This window comes from Rhodococcus sp. EPR-147, assembly GCF_001647185.1.
Lineage (GTDB): Bacteria > Actinomycetota > Actinomycetes > Mycobacteriales > Mycobacteriaceae > Rhodococcoides.
The window spans coordinates 1-18,531 of the sequence record NZ_LVCU01000485.1; the positions used below are offsets into that span (position 1 = coordinate 1).

The 18,531-nt window shown below is 64.4% G+C and carries 18 protein-coding genes; 8 read left to right on the forward strand and 10 right to left on the reverse strand.

The window, feature by feature from the left end; all coding sequences use genetic code 11:
• Window positions 1–944: SbcC/MukB-like Walker B domain-containing protein (locus tag A2J02_RS20645; RefSeq protein WP_269454886.1), on the forward strand; the 944-nt coding region annotated here is incomplete at its 5' end.
• Here A2J02_RS20645 and A2J02_RS20650 read toward each other — a convergent pair.
• The 6 genes from A2J02_RS20650 to A2J02_RS20670 form a co-directional block, all read right to left on the reverse strand.
• Entirely contained in the window at window positions 926–2,206 is a 1,281-nt protein-coding gene (locus A2J02_RS20650; RefSeq protein WP_082898946.1) for an AI-2E family transporter, read from the reverse strand. The genes A2J02_RS20645 and A2J02_RS20650 overlap by 19 nt on opposite strands.
• Window positions 2,207–2,257: 51 nt before the next feature.
• Complete coding sequence (locus tag A2J02_RS20655) at window positions 2,258–2,755, reverse strand: methylated-DNA--[protein]-cysteine S-methyltransferase (protein WP_068052879.1); 498 nt, start codon at window positions 2,753–2,755, stop codon at window positions 2,258–2,260.
• On the reverse strand, window positions 2,752–4,218 hold the full coding sequence (locus A2J02_RS20660; RefSeq protein WP_068052882.1) for a DNA-3-methyladenine glycosylase 2 family protein: 1,467 nt from the start codon (window positions 4,216–4,218) through the stop codon (window positions 2,752–2,754). Before A2J02_RS20660 ends, A2J02_RS20655 begins: the two co-directional genes overlap by 4 nt.
• Before the next feature lie 57 nt (window positions 4,219–4,275).
• Window positions 4,276–4,446: a YbdD/YjiX family protein gene (locus tag A2J02_RS27365; protein ID WP_072692145.1), complete on the reverse strand. Its 171-nt coding sequence runs from the start codon at window positions 4,444–4,446 to the stop codon at window positions 4,276–4,278.
• Entirely contained in the window at window positions 4,447–6,720 is a 2,274-nt protein-coding gene (locus A2J02_RS20665; protein ID WP_068052913.1) for a carbon starvation CstA family protein, read from the reverse strand.
• 142 nt (window positions 6,721–6,862) lie between these two features.
• The gene (locus A2J02_RS20670; protein ID WP_068052886.1) at window positions 6,863–8,044 is read right to left on the reverse strand and encodes an ROK family transcriptional regulator; all 1,182 of its coding nucleotides are present in this window, start codon (window positions 8,042–8,044) and stop codon (window positions 6,863–6,865) included.
• A 142-nt stretch (window positions 8,045–8,186) separates the two neighbouring features.
• Here A2J02_RS20670 and edd point away from each other — a divergent pair, with 142 nt between their 5' ends.
• Together edd and eda are read left to right on the forward strand one after the other, a co-directional pair.
• The gene (edd, locus tag A2J02_RS20675; protein ID WP_068052889.1) at window positions 8,187–10,010 is read left to right on the forward strand and encodes a phosphogluconate dehydratase; all 1,824 of its coding nucleotides are present in this window, start codon (window positions 8,187–8,189) and stop codon (window positions 10,008–10,010) included.
• A gap of 29 nt (window positions 10,011–10,039) precedes the next feature.
• Window positions 10,040–10,669: a bifunctional 4-hydroxy-2-oxoglutarate aldolase/2-dehydro-3-deoxy-phosphogluconate aldolase gene (eda, locus tag A2J02_RS20680; RefSeq protein ID WP_068052890.1), complete on the forward strand. Its 630-nt coding sequence runs from the start codon at window positions 10,040–10,042 to the stop codon at window positions 10,667–10,669.
• A gap of 19 nt (window positions 10,670–10,688) precedes the next feature.
• Here the strand turns inward: eda and A2J02_RS20685 are convergent, their stop codons facing one another.
• Window positions 10,689–11,459 (reverse strand): SDR family NAD(P)-dependent oxidoreductase, encoded by a 771-nt coding sequence (locus A2J02_RS20685; RefSeq protein ID WP_068052893.1) that lies wholly within the window; start codon window positions 11,457–11,459, stop codon window positions 10,689–10,691.
• Between the two features lie 102 nt (window positions 11,460–11,561).
• On the opposite strand from A2J02_RS20685, the gene A2J02_RS20690 reads away from it, so the two are divergent.
• The 5 genes from A2J02_RS20690 (at window position 11,562) to A2J02_RS20710 (ending at window position 15,426) form a co-directional block, all read left to right on the forward strand.
• Window positions 11,562–12,398, forward strand: a complete 837-nt coding sequence (locus tag A2J02_RS20690; RefSeq protein ID WP_156516325.1) for a helix-turn-helix domain-containing protein — start codon at window positions 11,562–11,564, stop codon at window positions 12,396–12,398.
• A gap of 95 nt (window positions 12,399–12,493) precedes the next feature.
• Window positions 12,494–12,808: a CD225/dispanin family protein gene (locus A2J02_RS20695; RefSeq protein ID WP_068052916.1), complete on the forward strand. Its 315-nt coding sequence runs from the start codon at window positions 12,494–12,496 to the stop codon at window positions 12,806–12,808.
• Between the two features lie 177 nt (window positions 12,809–12,985).
• Entirely contained in the window at window positions 12,986–14,065 is a 1,080-nt protein-coding gene (gene ychF / locus A2J02_RS20700; protein WP_032386277.1) for a redox-regulated ATPase YchF, read from the forward strand.
• Window positions 14,066–14,281: 216 nt separating this feature from the next.
• Entirely contained in the window at window positions 14,282–14,635 is a 354-nt protein-coding gene (locus tag A2J02_RS20705; RefSeq protein ID WP_068052898.1) for a DUF1801 domain-containing protein, read from the forward strand.
• 173 nt (window positions 14,636–14,808) lie between these two features.
• Complete coding sequence (locus A2J02_RS20710) at window positions 14,809–15,426, forward strand: class I SAM-dependent methyltransferase (RefSeq protein WP_068052901.1); 618 nt, start codon at window positions 14,809–14,811, stop codon at window positions 15,424–15,426.
• A gap of 24 nt (window positions 15,427–15,450) precedes the next feature.
• Here the strand turns inward: A2J02_RS20710 and A2J02_RS20715 are convergent, their stop codons facing one another.
• The 3 genes from A2J02_RS20715 to A2J02_RS20725 form a co-directional block, all read right to left on the reverse strand.
• Window positions 15,451–16,458 (reverse strand): polysaccharide pyruvyl transferase family protein, encoded by a 1,008-nt coding sequence (locus A2J02_RS20715; RefSeq protein ID WP_068052904.1) that lies wholly within the window; start codon window positions 16,456–16,458, stop codon window positions 15,451–15,453.
• Window positions 16,455–17,357 carry a glycosyltransferase gene (locus A2J02_RS20720; RefSeq protein WP_068052907.1) on the reverse strand — a complete coding sequence of 301 codons (903 nt, stop codon included), beginning with the start codon at window positions 17,355–17,357 and terminating at the stop codon, window positions 16,455–16,457. Before A2J02_RS20720 ends, A2J02_RS20715 begins: the two co-directional genes overlap by 4 nt.
• A gap of 66 nt (window positions 17,358–17,423) precedes the next feature.
• A partial coding sequence (locus A2J02_RS20725) for a winged helix DNA-binding domain-containing protein (RefSeq protein ID WP_068052919.1) occupies window positions 17,424–18,531 on the reverse strand: 1,108 nt, incomplete at its 5' end.

The following is an 18,531-nucleotide window of genomic DNA, read 5'->3' on the forward strand; positions in this document are numbered from 1 at the left end:
CGCGCATCGCCTGGCTCGACGCCACTGCGCGGGCCGATGCGCTGGCAGCAGAACTGGACCGTCGGGTGGAGGCGTCGAACTTCGAGTCCGTCGACGCCGCGGCCGGGGCAGTGCTGACCGCAGACCGCGTCGAGCAGCTCGAGACCGAGCTGCGTACCGCCGAGGAGACGCGTGCGCATGCCGAGCACGTGCTGCGCGAGCCCACCATCGTGGACGTGGCCGGTCGGCCGCCGGTGGATCTGGCCCCGCTGGAGCAGGCGTGCGCCGAGATGGACGACGAGGTCAGGGTCGCCGCTGCGGCGGTGGCGGAATGTCGAAGGCGCGCAGACGATCTGGAACGGTTGATCGCCGAATTGTTCACCGCGGCCCAGGCCATCGCGCCGCAACGTGCGGAATTCGACGAGCTCGCCAACTTGGCGGACGTGGTGGCAGGCCGGGGACAGAATGCACGCAAGATGTCGTTGCGCTCGTACGTCCTCGCGTCTCGACTCGAGGATGTCGCCGAGTCCGCATCCGCGCGGCTGCGTCGAATGTCTTCGGGACGATACGAATTCGTGCACTCCGACGAGGCAGGCGTCCGCGGCAAACGGGGCGGTCTCGGACTGGACATCAGGGACGACTACACCGGTGTGGTGCGCTCGGCCAAGACACTGTCGGGCGGTGAGGCATTTCTCGCGTCGCTCTCGCTCGCGTTGGGCCTCGCCGATGTCGTGGCTGCCGAATCCGGTGGTGTCGTCCTCGACACCATGTTCATCGACGAAGGATTCGGCACGCTCGACGCCGACACCCTCGAATCGGTGATGGCGGTTCTCGACGAACTACGTGCGGGTGGACGCGTCGTCGGCGTCGTCAGTCACGTCGACGAGATGCGTCAGCGCATTCCCAGTCGCCTCTACGTCAAGCGGGAGCGCACCGGATCCACGCTTCAGGTAGTGGCTTCCTGACCCGAGTCCTTCTTGTCGGAGTTCTTCTCCTCGTCGAGGCCGGCCTGCTCCTCGGTCAACCCGTCGGGCGGCGGGATTTTGTCCTCTAGCTCGTCCTGGTCCGGTTCGTTCGAGCGCGCATCGATCTGCTCGGACAGGTACCGGATCAGCACGGCCGCAACCGCCGCAGCCGGGACGGCCAGGAACGCGCCGATGATGCCGAACAGTGAGCTGCCTGCCGTCACGGCGAGCAGCACGATCGCCGGATGCAGGTTCATGCTGCGGCTCTGCAGGATCGGCTGCAGCACATTGCCTTCCAACTGCTGTACCGCGACGATGATGGCGAGCACGATCAGTGCAGTGGTCAGCCCGTTCGCAACCAGGGCCACCAGCACAGCGAGTGCGCCGGCAACGAACGCTCCGACGATCGGAATGAAGCCACCGATGAACGTCAGGGTCGCCAGCACCAGCGCCAGCGGAACGCCGAGAATGACCAGTCCGAGACCGATGAAGAATGCGTCGATGAAACTGACGATGGCCTGAGTTCGGATGAATCCGCCGAGGGTCGCCCACATCCGTGAGAGCACCTCGCCCAGATGGGTTCCGGCGCGGCCACCGGAGAACCCGTGCAACCACGGCAGAAACTTCGGTCCGTCCTTGACGAAGAAGAACGTCAACACCAACACCAACGCCAGAGTGACCAACAGCGAGCCGGCGGCGGATACGCCGGTGAACACGCCGGTGGCGATGACCTCCCCGCTGTCCTGTAGCCGCGACACGATCGCCGACACGGCCGAGTCGATCTGGTCGTCGCCGATGTTCAGCGGCGGCCCCTTCAACCAGTCCTGTACCTGTGCGATACCGCCCGATGCCTGGTCGACCAGCTCCGGTGCCTGCTCGGCGACCGACGGAACGATCAGAGTGATGATGCCGCCGATGACGACGAAGAACACCACGAGCGATACCGACGCGGCGAGGGCGGGAGGAAATCCCAGACGCATCATCAGTTTGGCCGGCGGCCACAGTACCGTCGCGACGATGACGGCGAGCAGGACCGGCAGCAGGATCACCCAGAACTGCCCGATCAGCCAGCCCAACACCCACGCCCCGGCTGCGATCGCAATGAGGATCAGCGACCACTTGGCCAGCCACATACCGCCGACCCCGATGAGGTCACCACGATCGCTGCCGGACGTCGTGGACTTCGACGGACTGCCGGGCACTGCCGATTCGGTCACTGTGGCTTCCTCACATTCGGCGGATGGCGGATCGTGAAGAACCATAACGTCTCGGTATGCCCAGCTGTATGTCACCGCCGTCCAAGGCGAGGCCTTTCAGGCCGCCTCGTGTGCCAACAGCCATTCCTTGACGGGCAGGCCCCAGCGAAAACCGCCGAGGGCCCCGCCGATTCGAACCACCCGATGGCACGGCACGAACAGTGCAGCCGCATTGCGCGCGCATGCCGACGCAGCACCACGGATGGCTGCCGGTCTACCCGACAGTTCTGCGAACTCGGAGTAGGTCACCGGCGCACCGGGTTCGACAGTGCGCAGAACTCCCCAGGCGTGCATGAGAAATTCGCCGGATCGTTGCGCGACGGCAACGGAGTCGATGACGGTCAGCTCACCGCGGTGATAGCTCTCGACGGCGCGCGTCACATCGCCGAGATCGGCCGCCGTGCGCACGCTGTCGGGGCGCATCGTCGGGTGGATCAGGACGCGGAGTTCTTCGACATCGGCGGTCCACCCGGATGCCACAACGCGCTGATCGGCGTCGACGATGGTGGTGAACGGGCCTATCGGGGTGTCCTGGGTGGCGGCGGTGGCAGTCATTGCTGTCTTCTTTCCAGTGCGGTGATCCACAGGTGCATCGAGACGTACGAACGCCACGGTGCCCAGCGCTGCGAATTCTTCAACGAAACGTCCAAAGCCTCTGCGCCTTGGCGGACGACGAGATCGGTATCGAGCAGAACATCGGGATCGCCGAGCAGCCGCATCACGACGTATCGGGCGGTCCAGGGTCCGATTCCTTTGAGCGCGAGCAGTTCTCGCTCCAGTTCCGGCCCTTCTCGCGCAGGATGGAGCACGACGGTTCCCGACGTGATGGCGTCGGCGACGCGGATGACGGTCTGGACCCGGGCGGCAGGTCCGGTGAGTACCTCGTGGCCTCGTTCGGCGATGACGGCAGGTTCGGGAAACAGTCTGGTGACGGTGTCGTTGCCGAGATCGAGTGGTGCACCGAGAGCGTCGACGAGTCGGGCGGTGTGAGTGGCCGCGGCCTTCAACGAGATCTGTTGTCCGATCACTGTGCGCAGCAACATCTCTGCGCCGTCGACCACTCCCAGGGCGCGGATACCCGGGTGGGCGTCGACGCTCGGTGCCAACTGAGGGTCTGCGCTCAGTGCGTCGTCGACGGCGAGTGGATCGGCATCGAGATCGAGGAGGTGTCGGATGCGGGCGACGGCAGGAGCCAGATCGCGCATGTCCTGCAATGTCACTGCGGCGCTGACGAATCCGTCCATCACCCGTAGTGCCACGAGCCCGGCGGCGTGCGGCAGGCTCAGAGATCGCACGTATTCGCCGTCCTCGGAGAACGATTCGATGCCCTCGACCACGTGGCCCCGTAGGAACCACTCGATCCAGCCGCGGTCGAGTGGCGGGCGGTACGGCAATCGAAGGGTGACCGTTCCACCCGCGGTCGGTACGGCGGTGCGGTGGGCTTCTCGACGCAACGTCGACGGGTCGACGGCGAAGACTTCCTTGATGGTGTCGTTGAATTGCCGAACGCTGGAGAAGCCGGCCGCGAAGGTGACGTCGGCCATCGACATGTCGGTGGTCTGAATAAGGGTGCGTGCGGTGTGGGCGCGGTGCGCGCGGGCCAATGCCAGCGGTCCTGCACCGACTTCGGCCGTCAGCACGCGCGTCAGCTGACGGGTCGAGTAACCGAGCGTGCTGGCGAGGCCGTCGACGCCACCACGTTCGACGGCTCCGTCGGAGATCAGTCGCATGGCGCGAGAACTGAGGTCCGAGTGGATGTTCCAGCGTGGGGAACCGGGGGTGGCGTCGGGCTGGCAGCGGCGGCAGGCTCGGTAGCCGGATTGTTGCGCCGCCGCTGCGGTGGCCATGAACGAGACGTTGCCGGGCTTGGGTGTGCGGGCCGGGCAGGAGGGTCGGCAGTAGATACCGGTGGTGGAGACGGCGGTGAAGAACTGGCCGTCGAACCGTGCGTCACGCGAGGAGACCGCGCGATAACACCGATCGAAGTCCAGTTCTTGCACCTGCCGTTCGCTGCTCATGCACCTACTGTGTCAGCGCGGACGCGTCGGTGCTAGCGGAAATCGGACATCACCGTGTCAGCAGCAGCGCGCCCCCGGGTTTCGGTCCGCCTCCGCGTGCCGGTCCTTCCAGTACTGCCGCACGGTCGGTGGTTCCTGGCCCGGGTGGTGGCGGGCCAGATGGGCGACGTACCGGTCGTAATCGTGGTCGCCCATCACCGAGGTGATCCACCACCACAGCCCGCGCATCTAGTGCGCCGATCCGGGACGGCGGACGGTACCCGCCTCGATCAGCTCGTCCCACTCGGCCTGGATCTTCTTCTCGGCCGGGGTGAGGACGAAACCGGTGGGACCGAAGATCTTCGACGGCACCTCGGGCTCCTCGTTGTCGGGCAGGTTGTCTCCCCGCACTGCCTTGATGCACACCCACACTCCGGCGAACACGACCACCAGGACGAGCGCCGCGAAGATGATCGACAGCGTGCCCTGAATGAAGGTGTTGCGGATGACGGCGTCGATGGCACCGGGTGTCTTGGCGCTGCCGAACTCGCTCAGGCCCTGCGCCTTGGCGTCGCGGAACTGCGAGTGCTGCGTCCAGTAGCCGATGGCCGGGACCGAGGAGAAGATCTTCTGGTACGACGCAGTCATCGTCACGATGAGGTCCCAGGCGAGTGGAACTCCGGGGATCCACGCCCACTTGTAGAGGCCTCGTTTGACGACGATGACGAGGACCACCGTCAGTGCGATCGCAGCCAGCAGTTGGTTGGCGATACCGAACAGCGGGAACAGGGTATTGATGCCGCCCAGTGGATCGGTGACGCCCATGAGAAGGATTGCGCCCCAGGCCGCGACGACGATCAGCGAGCAGATCCAGGCACCGGGACGCCACGACGGATCCTTGAACTTCTTGGCCGATGCGCCGGGCAGGTTGCCGATGCTGTCGGAGAGCATGAAGCGCGCGACGCGGGTGCCTGCATCGACGGTGGTGAGGATGAACAGTGCCTCGAACATGATCGCGAAGTGGTACCAGAACGACTTGAGCCCCGGCCCGCCGAACACCTGGTGCAGTACCTCGGACATGCCGAATGCGAGTGTCGGTGCGCCGCCGGTGCGCGAGATGATCGATTCCTCACCCACATCGGCTGCGGCCTGGCTCAATTCGGCCGGGGTGATGTCTCCGCCGCTCAGCGGCAATCCGTTGACGTACTCCGCCGCGGTCTCGGGAGTGCCACCGGTCAGCGTCGTCGGGGCATTGAGTGCGAAGTAGATGTGCTGATCGAGGACGCACGCCGTGATCAGAGCCATGATGGCGACGAACGATTCGGTGAGCATGCCGCCGTAGCCGATCATGCGCATCTGCTTTTCCTTCTCCAGCAACTTCGGCGTGGTGCCGGAAGAAATCAGAGCGTGGAAACCGGACAGTGCGCCGCAGGCGATGGTGATGAACAGGAACGGGAACAGCGATCCTGCGAATGCCGGGCCGTTGCCCTCGGTGGCGAAGCTCGTCATGGCGGGCATCTGGATTTCGGGGCGCGCGATGAGGATGCCGACGGCCAGCAGGGCGATGGTGCCGACCTTCATGAACGTCGACAGGTAGTCGCGTGGGGCGAGCAGCAGCCACACCGGCAGGATGCAAGCGAGCAGGCCGTAGCCGATCAGCAGCCAGGCGACGGTCACCTTGGAGAGGGTGAACCAGTCGGTGCCCCAGTCGGTTTCGGCAACCCAGCCACCGGCGACGATGGCGAGCAGCAGCAGGACGACGCCGATGAGTGAGACCTCGGTGACATTGCCTGGTCGCAGGAAGCGCAGGTAGACGCCCATGAACAGTGCGATCGGAATGGTCAGCGCAATGGAGAAGACGCCCCACGGGCTCTCGGCGAGTGCGTTGACGACGACGAGTGCGAGCACCGCGATGAGGATGATCATGATGACGAACACCGCGACCAGAGCGGCGGTGCCGCCGACGACTCCGAGTTCGTCGCGGGCCATCTGGCCGAGGCTGCGGCCGTGGCGTCGCGTCGAGATCCACAGCACGAGGAAATCCTGTACGGCACCGGCGAACACGACGCCGATGATGATCCACATGGTGCCGGGCAGGTAGCCCATCTGAGCGGCGAGGACGGGTCCGACGAGCGGGCCTGCTCCGGCGATCGCGGCGAAGTGGTGGCCGAACAGCACCCGACGGTCCGTCGGCATGTAGTCCTTGCCGTTTTCCAGAATCTCGGCTGGCGTGGCGCGGTCGTCGCGGGGGAAGACGATCTTGCGTTCGATCAGCCTGGCGTAGAAGCGAAAAGCGAAGATGTACGTACACACCGCGGCGATGACGAACCAGACGGCGTTGGGATTTTCTCCGCGGACGATCGCGATGATCGTCCACGCAACACCGCCGAGAAGGCCGATGGCGACGAGCATGAGGCGCTTGATCGGGGTCATCGGATGTGACTCGACGACGCCGACGGGCGGCAGATCGGGATCTGTCTTCAGCAATTCGACGTGTGGTTCGTCGGCCGCTTTCAGTGACATGTGTGGGGTCTCCAGGCTCGCAGGTGTGACTGCGATCACCCTATGTCCGGCGCGGGCGCACGTCCTCGAATCGACGCATCGCGGTGCGCCCGGCGGTTGCTGGAGTGCGACGAGCGGCAACCGTGCCGACGGCGCTTGCCGATCAGCCGCCGAGGGCGTCGTCGACGGCTCTGGCGCTGAGCACCTGATCCAACACCAGCGCGGCGCTACCGATGACCCCGGAGAGATCGCCGTGGGTGGTGGCCTGGATGGTGAGGGCCTTGGTGGCCAGTGCGGTGGCGTTGCCGTAGACGGTTTCACGCAGCCCGGCGACGAAGATGTCGTAGGCGTTCGCCATGTCGCCGCCGACGATGAGTACCTCGGGGTTGAGCAGGTTGACGGCCCCGGCCAGGGTTTCGCCGATGTGGCGACCGCTGTCGCGGATGAGTCTGCGTGCCTCGGGGTCGCCGCTCACTGCGAGATCGACGACGCCGCGGACGTGGCCGACTTCGCGGCCCTGCTCGTTGAGTGCGCGCACCAGTGCCCAGCCGCCTGCGATGGCTTCGAGGCAGCCGCTGTCGCCGCATCGGCAGGCGACACCTGCTGCAGCTGCGGTCTTGGTGTGACCGAATTCGCCTGCAGCACCCAGTGATCCACGTTGCAGCGCGCCGCCTGCCACGATCCCGGCGCCGAGACCCGTCGAGGCCTTGACCAACAGCGCGTTCTGGAAGCGATCTCTGTTGTCGCGACGTTCGGCGAGGACCATCGCGTTGGCGTCGTTGTCGAGAAACACCGGAGCCGACGTCGTATCGGCGAAGAACGGGGCCAGCGGCACCCCGTCCCAGCCGTGCATGATCGGCGAGTCCAGGCTGCACCCTCGGGCGGTGTCGGCGGTGCCGGGGATGGACAGCCCGACCCCGAGGATGCGATGTCCGGTTCGGTGCGACTCGTCGAGGAGTACCTGCAGTCGCTTGGTGATCTGCGGCATCAGTTCGTCCGGGCCGACGCCGATTTCCTGGTCGACGGTGTCGCTCGCGAGCAACTCGCCGCCGAGGGTGAAGACGCCCAGTTGGGAGCGGCTGCGTCCGATCGCGGCGGCGAGCACGACACCGGCGTCGATGTCGAAGGACAGTCTCGCCGGAGGACGTCCGCCCGTCGACTGGGTGTCCTCGGTTTCGATGATCAAGCCGAGTCCGGCGAGTGCAGCGACACGGGAGGCGACGGCCGAGCGAGACAGTCCGGTGATCCGGCCCAATTCGGCGCGAGTATCTGCTTCTCCGTCGCGAACCAGAGCGAAGATCTCACCTGCGGTCGCAGGTGGAGCGCTCAGGCGCGGCATCGACATAGACGCCATTCAACCAACTGGCAACTTTGACGGCAACACCCAAAGAAATCCTACTTAGAACTTTGAAAAACATAAGTTGGGTTGCTGATCGACCTAACCGGTCTTAGGCTGAGTCGTGAGAGACCGAACATCGGAGATACTCATGGACACACTTCATCCGGTCCTGCGTCAGGTCACCGACCGCATCGCAGACCGCAGCCAGTCCGACCGCACCAAATATCTCGCTCGAATCGCTGCTGCCGGGGAGCAGGGCCCGGCCCGTGGCCGGCTCGCCTGCGCCAACATCGCCCACGGGTTCGCGGCCTCCGGCAAGGCCGACAAGCAAGCGCTGCGCGGCATGGTCAAGCCCAACATCGCCATCGTCTCGGCGTACAACGACATGCTCTCGGCGCACAAGCCGTTCGAGAACTACCCCGCCGTGCTGAAGAAGTCCGTCATCGATGCCGGTGGCATCGCGCAGTTCGCCGGTGGAGTCCCCGCCATGTGCGACGGCATCACCCAGGGCCGCGACGGCATGCAGCTCTCGCTCTTCAGCCGCGACATCATCGCGATGTCGACCGCAATCGCGTTGTCCCACGACATGTTCGACGCCACCCTGATGCTCGGGGTGTGCGACAAGATCGTCCCCGGAATGCTCATCGGCGCACTGAGTTTCGGCCATCTGCCTGCGGTGTTCGTGCCCGCCGGGCCGATGACATCCGGACTTCCCAACGGGGAGAAGGCAAAAGCGCGCCAGCTCTACGCCGAGGGCAAGGTGGGTCGCGAGGCTCTGCTGGACGCCGAGGCCGCGTCGTATCACGGCAGTGGCACCTGCACGTTCTTCGGAACGGCCAATTCCAATCAGTTGCTCATGGAGGTCATGGGCCTGCACCTGCCGGGATCGTCGTTCGTCAACCCCGGAACCGCGATGCGCGACGCGTTGACCCGCGAGGCGGCGCACGTCGTCACCGGTCTGACGTCGTTGGGCGACAACTACACTCCGGTGGGGGAGGTCGTCGACGTCAAGTCGATCGTCAACGGCTGCGTCGCGTTGCTCGCCACCGGTGGTTCGACCAACCACACGATGCACCTCGTCGCCATCGCCAAAGCCGCCGGAATCACGCTGACGTGGCAGGACCTGTCGGATCTGTCGGCCGTCGTGCCGCTGATGGCCCGGATCTACCCGAACGGCAAGGCCGACGTGAATCACTTCCACGCGGCCGGTGGACTCGGGTTCGTCATCGGGTCTCTGCTCGACGCCGGGTTGATGCACGAGGATGTGAAAACCGTTGCCGGGCAGGGTCTACGGCGCTACACGCAAGAGCCGAAGCTCGACGGCGACGGGGTGATGTGGCAGGACGGTACTCGGATGAGCCACGACGACACCGTGTTACGAGGCGCGAACGAGCCGTTCAGCGCCGACGGCGGACTGAAGATGCTGACCGGGGCGATCGGCAAGTGCGTCATCAAGACTTCTGCACTGGCACCCGAACATCGCGTGGTCACCGGACCGGCACGAGTGTTCGACGATCAAGCCGACTTCCTCGAGGCATTCGACGCAGGGCTACTCGACGGCGACTTCGTTGCCGTGCTGCGTTATCAGGGCCCGCAGGCCAACGGTATGCCCGAGTTGCACAAGCTCACCCCGGCTCTCGGAATTCTGCAGGACAAGGGACGGTCCGTCGCGCTGATCACCGACGGCCGAATGTCCGGTGCCTCCGGCAAAGTCGCTGCGGCAATTCACCTCACGCCCGAGGCCGCGAGTGGGGGACCGATCGCGAAAATTCTCGACGGTGACATCATCACTCTCGATTCCCTCGGTGGCACACTGTCGATCGACGTACCGCTCGACGAGTTCGAGGCACGGCCGGTCACCGGCCGAGCCTTGGACAAGGACGAGTGGTCCAGCACCGGTCGCGACTTGTTCTCGGGCATGCGTGCGCTCGTCGGCCCGGCCGACGAGGGTGCAATGTTCGTCATGCGCTGAGCCCCGTAACTCCAGAAGAAGGTAAGAACGTGACTGCATCTCTGCTCGACCGCGTCCCCGTCATCCCCGTCGTCGTCATCGAGAACCTCGATCATGCCGTTCCGATCGCCCGCGCCCTGGTGGCGGGCGGAGTGCCCGTCATCGAGCTGACCCTGCGGACACCGGTGGCCCTCGACGCCATCGAGCGCATCGCCGCCGAGGTCCCCGACATCCTCGTCGGTGCCGGCACCATCATCACTCCCGGCCAGGCCAAGCAGGCCGCAGATGCGGGCGCTCAGTTCCTGGTGTCGCCGGGCTGCACTTCGGGATTGACCAAAGCCATGCGAGACACCGGGCTACCCCACTTGCCCGGTGCTGCAACGGTGTCCGAGGTGCTCACCCTCCTCGAAGCCGGCTACACCGAGCTCAAGTTCTTCCCGGCCGAGGCGTCGGGCGGGGCGAACTTCCTGAAGTCGATCCACTCGCCGATCCCGGCCGCACGCTTCTGCCCGACGGGTGGAATCTCGACCGCCAATGCGTCGACGTACCTGGCCCTGCCGAACGTCGGCTGCGTCGGGGGATCGTGGCTCACTCCGGGTTCGGCCGTCGCGCAGGAGGATTGGGACGCCGTCACTCGGTTGGCCGAGGCCACCTCGGCGCTGAAGACCCCAGCCCAGTAGCGGTCTTCGGTACGCGCGTTCATCCGCGGGTGACCGAGATGCCGCCGTCGACGTAGAGCGTTGTGCCGTGCACCATCGCGGCGTCGTCGGAGACCAAGAACAACACACCGTTCGCGATGTCCTGGGGCGAAAGGACAGTGCCTGCAGGCGTTCCGGCTGTCATGGCGTCCAACACCTCCCGCGCATCCTCGTTGCCCGGCGTCAGCGTCGCACCGGGTGCAAGGGCGTTCACCCGCACGCCGCGTGGACCGAACTCGGCGGCCCAACTTCGCGTGAGTTGTTCGTCGGCGGCCTTGGTTGCGGAGTACATCGCGGCGAACGGGCTCCCCATCGTGGCCATCCACGATCCGATGTTCACGATGACGCCGCTCCCACGCTCGGCCATGGCCGGTGCGAGTTCACCGACGAGCACGTGTGGGGCCCGTACGTTGACGGCGAGCATGGCGTCGAGTTGGTCGTCGGGAAGGTCGGCCGTCGCGGTGGCCGGATAGATACCGGCGTTGTTGATCAGAATGTCGACTCGGCCGCCGAGAGCGTCGGTGCTGCGGGCGGCGAACTCGCGTAGCTCCTGGTAGCTGCCCGAGAGATCGACGTCGACGAAGGCCGCGGTGCCGCCGTCCGCGGAAATGCGGTGCGTCAGGGCCTTGCCGCGCTCGGCGTCGCGGCCGCTGACGACGATCGATGCTCCGTGCGCGGCGAGAGTCGAGGCGATTGCGGCACCGATACCGCTGGTGGATCCGGTGATGACGGCGGTCCGTCCGGAAAGTCGCTGTGATGCAGAAGAAGTCATGACTTCATGTCTACGGGCGCTGAACACGGCGAACCAGGCGTCACTCGACCTAGGTCTGGCATGACCAGGCTGGCAACCATCGCTGTCGCTACTGTGGAATTCGTGAGCAACGACAGGTCCGCCCTCAGCGCGTTTCTGCGTGATCGGCGCGACCGCATCACCCCCGCCGAGGCCGGACTGCGCACGTATCCCGGTACTCGACGAGTGCCTGGACTGCGGCGGGAAGAACTTGCTGCGATGGCCGGAGTGAGCCCGGACTACTACAGCAAGCTCGAACAGGGTCGGCAGGCGAACGTCTCGATCGAGGTGCTGCGAGCGATCGCTCGGGCATTGAAGTTGAACGAGGTGGAGTCGGCTCATCTGCTCGACCTTGCATCTCCCGCCGGATCCGTCGATGACGCCACCGAGCGACCGGATCCGGGATTGCTCCAGGTGATGAGGACGCTCGATCACGTTCCGGTGCTGTTACTGGGGCGTTCGGGCACCATCCTGGCCAGCAACGCATTGGTTCGATCGGTGCTGAGTTTGCCGTCGGCGGCTGGAGAATCGCTGTTCGACTATCTGTTTCGCAATCCCATCGCCCGCGAGCGAATCGTCAACTGGTCGCAGTTCGCGGCCGCCGCGGTCGCCAATCTGCGCCGCGACCTCGCCCGTCGACCCGGGGACCGTACGCTCACTGCGTTGATCGACGAATTGCGTTCCAGCGAGCCGTGTTTCGAGCAATGGTGGAGTGACCACGAGGTCCGTGAATTCGAACGCGCAACCAAGATCATCCAGCATCCGGCGGCGGGGACCCTCGAATTCGGTATCGAATTTCTGACCTCGCCCAGCGAGCCGGGGCAGAGTCTCATCGTCTACACGGTCGAGGACGGATCGAGTACCGCCAAGATCCTGCCGATCCTGGCGAGCTGGGACCCCAATTCGGCAATCACCACCTGAACTCGAGATCGACCGGATTCGATTCGATGGAACCCGACGCGTCGGTGCGGCGTCCTACTAGCTGTCCGTCATCGAACAATCGGGGGAAAATGATCATGTCGAATCCGTACGAGCAGTCAGAGTTCCAGCAGCCCTATCCGGCAGCGCAGTCCTATGTGCAGGCACCGACTCTGCCGTCGTCCAATGCGGGATGGGCCGTCGTCGCCATCATCTTCTTCTGGCCGTTGGCCATCCCGGCCTTCAATCACGCACTGAAGGTGCACCCGCTGTGGATGATGGGGGACGCTCAGGGCGCGCTCTATTCGTCGAATCGTGCCGGGTTCTTCGGCAAGCTGTCGCTGGGGATATTCGTCGTCCTCATAGTCCTGTACTTCGCCTTCATTGCCTTGGTCGTCGCGAACTCGTACTAGGGCCAGACACTTGACCTCGACATGACTCGCGGTTCTAGCGTCGCGGGCATGGACACAGAGTCCGATCCGAATCGTGCCCGCACTGACGTGGTTGTGTCGCCGCCCAGGGTGCCCGGCCTCGTCGCTGGCCGGGCACTGTCCGAGCTGGTGGTGTCGTCAAAGTAGACTCCATAGACCGTGAGCCTCACCCTCGGAATCGTCGGACTGCCCAACGTCGGCAAGTCCACCCTCTTCAATGCACTGACCAACAACGATGTGCTGGCCGCGAACTATCCGTTCGCCACCATCGAGCCCAACGTCGGTGTGGTCGCGCTGCCGGATCCCCGGCTCGAGAAGCTGGCCGAGGTGTTCGGTTCGGAGAAGCTCGTGCCTGCGCTGGTGTCGTTCGTCGACATCGCCGGCATCGTCAAGGGTGCGTCCGAGGGCGCAGGTCTGGGCAACAAGTTCCTCGCCAACATTCGTGAAGCCGACGCCATCTGCCAGGTCGTTCGTGTCTTCGCCGACGACGACGTGGTGCACGTCGACGGTCGCGTCGACCCGACCGCCGATATCGAGGTCATCGAAACAGAACTGGCGATCGCAGATCTGCAGACCCTGGAGAAGGCCATCCCGCGCCTCGAGAAAGAGGTGCGGATCAAGAAGGATCGCAAGCCTGCACTCGACGCGGCGCTGGCAGCGCAGGCTGTGCTGAACGACGGCAAGACGCTGTTCTCTGCCAAGGCGAAGCTGGACTTCGAGCTGCTCGGTGAATTCCAGCTGCTCACCACCAAGCCGTTCCTCTACGTCTTCAACGCCGACGAGTCGGTGCTCACCGACGACGCGAAGATCGGTGAGCTCGCGCGTCTCGTTGCTCCCGCCGACGCCGTGTTCCTCGATGCCAAGATCGAATCCGAGTTGCTCGAACTCGACAAGGAATCGGCAGCGGAACTGCTCGAATCCGTCGGACAGACCGAGCCCGGTCTCGACGCTCTCGCGCGCGCCGGCTTCCACACACTCGGCCTGCAGACCTACCTCACCGCTGGCCCGAAAGAGGCTCGCGCGTGGACCATTCATCGTGGTGACACCGCACCGCAGGCAGCGGGCGTCATTCACACCGACTTCGAGCGCGGATTCATCAAGGCCGAAATCGTCTCCTTCGATGACCTCGTCGCCGCGGGTTCCATGGCCTCGGCCAAGGCTGCAGGCAAGGTACGCATCGAGGGCAAGGACTACGTCATGTCCGACGGCGATGTGGTGGAGTTCCGCTTCAACGTCTAGAGCGACGAATCCGCCGAATCGGTGGCGCAGTACGACCGCAGGTCGGATATTCTTACCGCGGTGGTACGCGCCACCGACTGCGCTTCCACGTGGCAACCACGTGAATCATCGAGGAGAGGCCTGACCAGCTCAGGACATGTCCGGATGGGGTGCGGCGCAGAAATGCGCCATCTTCATTCCGCCGATGCCCGACATCGGTTGACGAAAGGACATGACATGTCGTCGAAGGACGAGAAGAACCTGACTCAGGTGATCGAGAAGATCTCGAAGATGGAGGAACCGCGGCGTTCGGTCATGCAGCGTGTGCACGACATCATCGTGTCCGCGGCCCCCACGTTGAAGCCGCGGATCTGGTACGGAATGCCCGCCTACGCGAAGTCGGCGAGCACGCCTGCGCTCGTGACGCTGCGCAACGACGATCGATTGAATCTGGCCATCACCGAGAAGGCGGCATTTCACGCTGCCGGTGGTGCGGACGGGCAATTGATGCCGGCGGCGTGGTATTTCGAGACTGTGGACGACGCTACGGCGCAGCGTATCGCCGAGATCGTTCGTTCTGTCGTCGACTGAGCGAGCACGCTCGGTAGACCGAGGGTCCCGGGGAGACAACGAGGCTCACGGGACCCTCGCCGTGACGGAAGATCCAACAGGTCCGTGGTGGCGTGTTCTGCGAGTGGGGCGTCGTCGTCTGCGCCGCCCACCGATGCTGACTACGCTCCGAATCAGACGATAGGAGAACGTGAATGGGTCTGCAGGAACTCGAGGCATTGGTGCACCGAACCGCCACTGCTGGGGAACCTTTCGAGCGGGGAGCCGACGAGGCGGAGCAGGCATATTTGTCTTCGCTTGCGGCACGGCCGAGTACGAAGCTGATCTGTGAGGTCGGGTTCAATGCCGGCTTCTCGAGTTGGGCGTTCCTCGACGCATCGACCGACACGACCGTCGTGTCGTTCGACCTGGCCGCCTATGCCTACAGCGACGCCGCGAAAGTCCATATCGACGAACACTTTCCGGGCCGACACACGCTGATTCAGGGTGACTCGCACACCACTATCGCGGCCTATGCGAAGGAACATCCGGACATGCGGTTCGACGTCATCTTCATCGACGGAGACCACTCGGTGGAGGGGGCTCGCACAGACCTCGACGATCTACGTGCGCTCGCTACCGCAGAATCGGTCGTGATCATGGACGACATCACCCCGTGGCTCTGGTTCGGCGAAGGCCCCACTCAGGCGTGGCAGGAAGCGGTCGACGAGGGTCGGATTCTGCACACGCAGTACTTTCGCGACGGTGAACCTGTCGAGGCGGTGGAACCTCCCGCCGCTCGCGCCTGGGCCGAGGGCCGCTACCCCTTCTGAACTTCCGCGCGGTGCAAGCAGCGTTCATCCACGACAGTCGGACACGGCCTGCCGAACCAACTCGGCAGCCTCGTCGGAGTTCGATGCGTAGTGGACATTGTCGAAGCGGTGCAGGTAGGCGTCGTAGATGCCGGAGACCTTCTTGTTCGCGTTGTCCATCGCCACGACACGCTTACCCATCATTGCGGCCAGTACGGCAGCGTGCAGTCGATCGGTGAGGATAACGGGCGCAAGGTTCAGAATGCGTTGCGCCACACGAAGGTTGAGCTTGGCTGTTTGCTCGTACGAGCGTAGGAGAGCGGGGTAGAGCAGCCGATTCGTTCTGGGGAAACGTTGCGCAATCAGAGTCGGCAGCATCACCGCCGTCGAGATCGCCAGATCCGTTCCGCGTAGGCCCCAGTCGTAGTGCACGGACGAGGCGTCGATGTTCACCGCCGCGTGGCCGAGGCTTTCCGAATCGGCGCGCAGGAGTTTCACGACGTCCACAGCAGATCCTTCGGTGCTTCGAGCGATGTCGGCACCGAACGCCATGTCTGGACAGTATTCGACGCGGTTGCTCGGGAAATGGGCGAGCGCCAACTCGTACGAACGCTTTTCACGCAGCATCAGGGTCAGATCCGGGTGCTGTGCGTACAGGGCTGCGGTCCGCGTAAGGGCGTCGGTGTCGGCAAAGTCGATGCTCTGGGGGAGGCAGACGATCTTGTTGCGAGGAAACCGCGCAACGATCGCTTCACGGAATTTTTGGTCGATCGGCCACCGGTCACCGAAATTTCCCCCGCCTTGCAGAAACAGGGTCCCGTCACCGATTCGTTCCTCGAGAAGAGCATGGTTGTGAGTGAACGGATCCGACACGTAGTCGACGTGCACGTTCAACCGCTTCAAATACTCGACCTCGCCGGCGTAGATGAGCGAGTCGCCGGCGTTGTAATGATTCGGAAAATCCAAGTGAGCCACACGATCTCCCGGTGCCGCGTGAGTCCGTAGGACGGCGAGAGTCTCCTCGCGTATCGCGTCGATTGTCTTGCGGGTCATCGGACGCTCGGTCGCTGTCGTCGGCCCAGCGTCGTCACTCGAATCCGCAGTGCGCCGTAGTGAATCCCGATGTAGTGAGCCCACAGACCGACGGGCATCGGTCTCAGCATCTTCGGTAGCCACGGATTACGAACTGTCGCAAGATAAAAGATCGACACTGCATGTACGGGGATCCTGACGAACGACGACGGGTGCGGGCAGCCCGCCGCACGATGCTTCGTCGACAGTTGGTAGGACGTGTGCCCGTAGGCGCGACCTTGCACGAAAGATCGGCGGACAGTGGTTCTGATGCGGTAAGCGACCAACGCATCGGCGGCATGTCCGAGCGTCAATCCCGCTTGCTGAATCCTCCACGAGTAATCGACGTCCTCGGCACCGCCGATGAGGTCCTCGTCGAAGTCTCCGACCTTCTCGAAAACTTCACGCCACATTGCGAAGTTGCTGCCCGGCGCGTACGGCAGGTAGGCAGTGGGGAACAGAGCACCGGGTGGCGGTACATTTCGCCACTCCGCCACGTCTGCCGAATTGAGGGATTCGATTTCGAGTGCGCCGCCCACGGCGTCGACACTGTCGAGCGCACGCACCATCGCAGTCAGCCACGTCGGATGAGCGACGTCGTCATGGTCGACGACGGCAACGATGTCACCGCGTGCGGCTTTCACTCCGACGTTTCTGGCGTACGACACTCCACGCTTGGCGGAGGCGTCGACCCTACGCATCGACAGAGGCAGGGACAGTTCTTCGAGGTGTGCGCGCAGGCCATCGCTCGAGCCGTTGTCGCTGACAATGAGCTCGACATCGCCCGTGTAGTCCTGTGCGGCGATGGCCTCGAGCTGCTCGTCCAGATCGGGCAAACCGTTGTACACGGGGAGGACGATGGAAACCAGACTGATCGGCACGGTCTGACCCTACCGCGAATTCGAGCGCTGATCGTTCGCGTGCACCGCTGACCAGGCGCAGGTCGGCTACTTCTTCCCACGAAGTTTCTTCTCCAGAGGTGTCGGGAAGGAGGGGACCACCGGGGTGCCGTCGAGCAGGGTGTTGAGTCGTGCGGCCTCGGCTGCGACTGCTTTCGACGCCGTCGATCCGACGTCCTCGAGCAATTCGGTGACCACCTCGCCGGAACCGGTCACCGCCCAGCCGCCGACGATGCGGCCCCCGGACCAGATGGTCGGGCCGATGTTGCCGAAGGTGTCGAACAGCGGTGCCTTGTGTTCGCCGAGATACCAGGCGCGGTGCTTCCATCCCATCGGCGTGGGATCGAGCGCAGGTAGCAGCATGACGCTCGTACCGGAAGGTTTCTCGAAAACAGTGCTGGACAACATGATTCCATCGCCCTCGGTCAGTTCGACGGCCACGGTGTCCAGGCCCGAGACCGCACCGCGAGTCTGCGTCTTGTTCCAGCCCGTCCACCACTGCAGGTCGTCGAGGGTTGCGGGTCCGAATACTTCGAGCCATCGTCGTGCCAGGACCGTCCTCGCCTCGGTCTTGTCGAGTTCGGGAATCCCGTCCGGCCACCAGTGATCGATCGGTGCCCACGCGTGCCGTCGGGAAGTCCACGCGCCCCGCGGTTCGACGCGCACCAATTTTCCCTCGGCAGCCATCATCACCAGCACCTCGGAGGTGACGTACCGCTTGACGTCGTACACCTTGTCGGGGGTCGGCAACAGCGCTGTCTTGAGGCCTGCAACTGCAGAGGACAGTTCTGCACCGGTGGCAGTTCCCATCGATCGCAACGCCGATTCGGTCTCGGCTTCGGTTGCGGCGAGCCATGATTCGACGTCGTCGATCACCGGTTCGGTGGGCAAAGTGGAGACCTGCTTGATCAGCCGCGCTCGCATGGTGCGCGCAACCCCGAGGCTCGCCGCAGCGTGAATCATCGGAACGTCGTCATGAGCGACGACGAACATCGTGCGCCGCATCGCCATCAACCGCACCAGGCTCCGGCGCTCGTACATCGCATCACGAACATCCGAGAGTCCCAGTGTTCGAGCGCGGGCGAGCACCGACAGATACACCGTCGCCGGATCGGTCGCATGCAACGCGAGGAGTGACGACACCACACCTTCGGTG

Coding starts and splice junctions, on each gene's coding strand:
- A2J02_RS20650 (WP_082898946.1), bottom strand. CDS start 2,206: ATGGTTCTTCACGATCCGCCATCCGCCGAATGTGAGGAAGCCACAGTG.
- A2J02_RS20655 (WP_068052879.1), bottom strand. CDS start 2,755: ATGACTGCCACCGCCGCCACCCAGGACACCCCGATAGGCCCGTTCACC.
- A2J02_RS20660 (WP_068052882.1), bottom strand. CDS start 4,218: ATGAGCAGCGAACGGCAGGTGCAAGAACTGGACTTCGATCGGTGTTAT.
- A2J02_RS27365 (WP_072692145.1), bottom strand. CDS start 4,446: ATGCGCGGGCTGTGGTGGTGGATCACCTCGGTGATGGGCGACCACGAT.
- A2J02_RS20665 (WP_068052913.1), bottom strand. CDS start 6,720: ATGTCACTGAAAGCGGCCGACGAACCACACGTCGAATTGCTGAAGACA.
- A2J02_RS20670 (WP_068052886.1), bottom strand. CDS start 8,044: ATGTCGATGCCGCGCCTGAGCGCTCCACCTGCGACCGCAGGTGAGATC.
- edd (WP_068052889.1), top strand. CDS start 8,187: ATGGACACACTTCATCCGGTCCTGCGTCAGGTCACCGACCGCATCGCA.
- A2J02_RS20685 (WP_068052893.1), bottom strand. CDS start 11,459: ATGACTTCTTCTGCATCACAGCGACTTTCCGGACGGACCGCCGTCATC.
- A2J02_RS20695 (WP_068052916.1), top strand. CDS start 12,494: ATGTCGAATCCGTACGAGCAGTCAGAGTTCCAGCAGCCCTATCCGGCA.
- A2J02_RS20705 (WP_068052898.1), top strand. CDS start 14,282: ATGTCGTCGAAGGACGAGAAGAACCTGACTCAGGTGATCGAGAAGATC.
- A2J02_RS20710 (WP_068052901.1), top strand. CDS start 14,809: ATGGGTCTGCAGGAACTCGAGGCATTGGTGCACCGAACCGCCACTGCT.
- A2J02_RS20715 (WP_068052904.1), bottom strand. CDS start 16,458: ATGACCCGCAAGACAATCGACGCGATACGCGAGGAGACTCTCGCCGTC.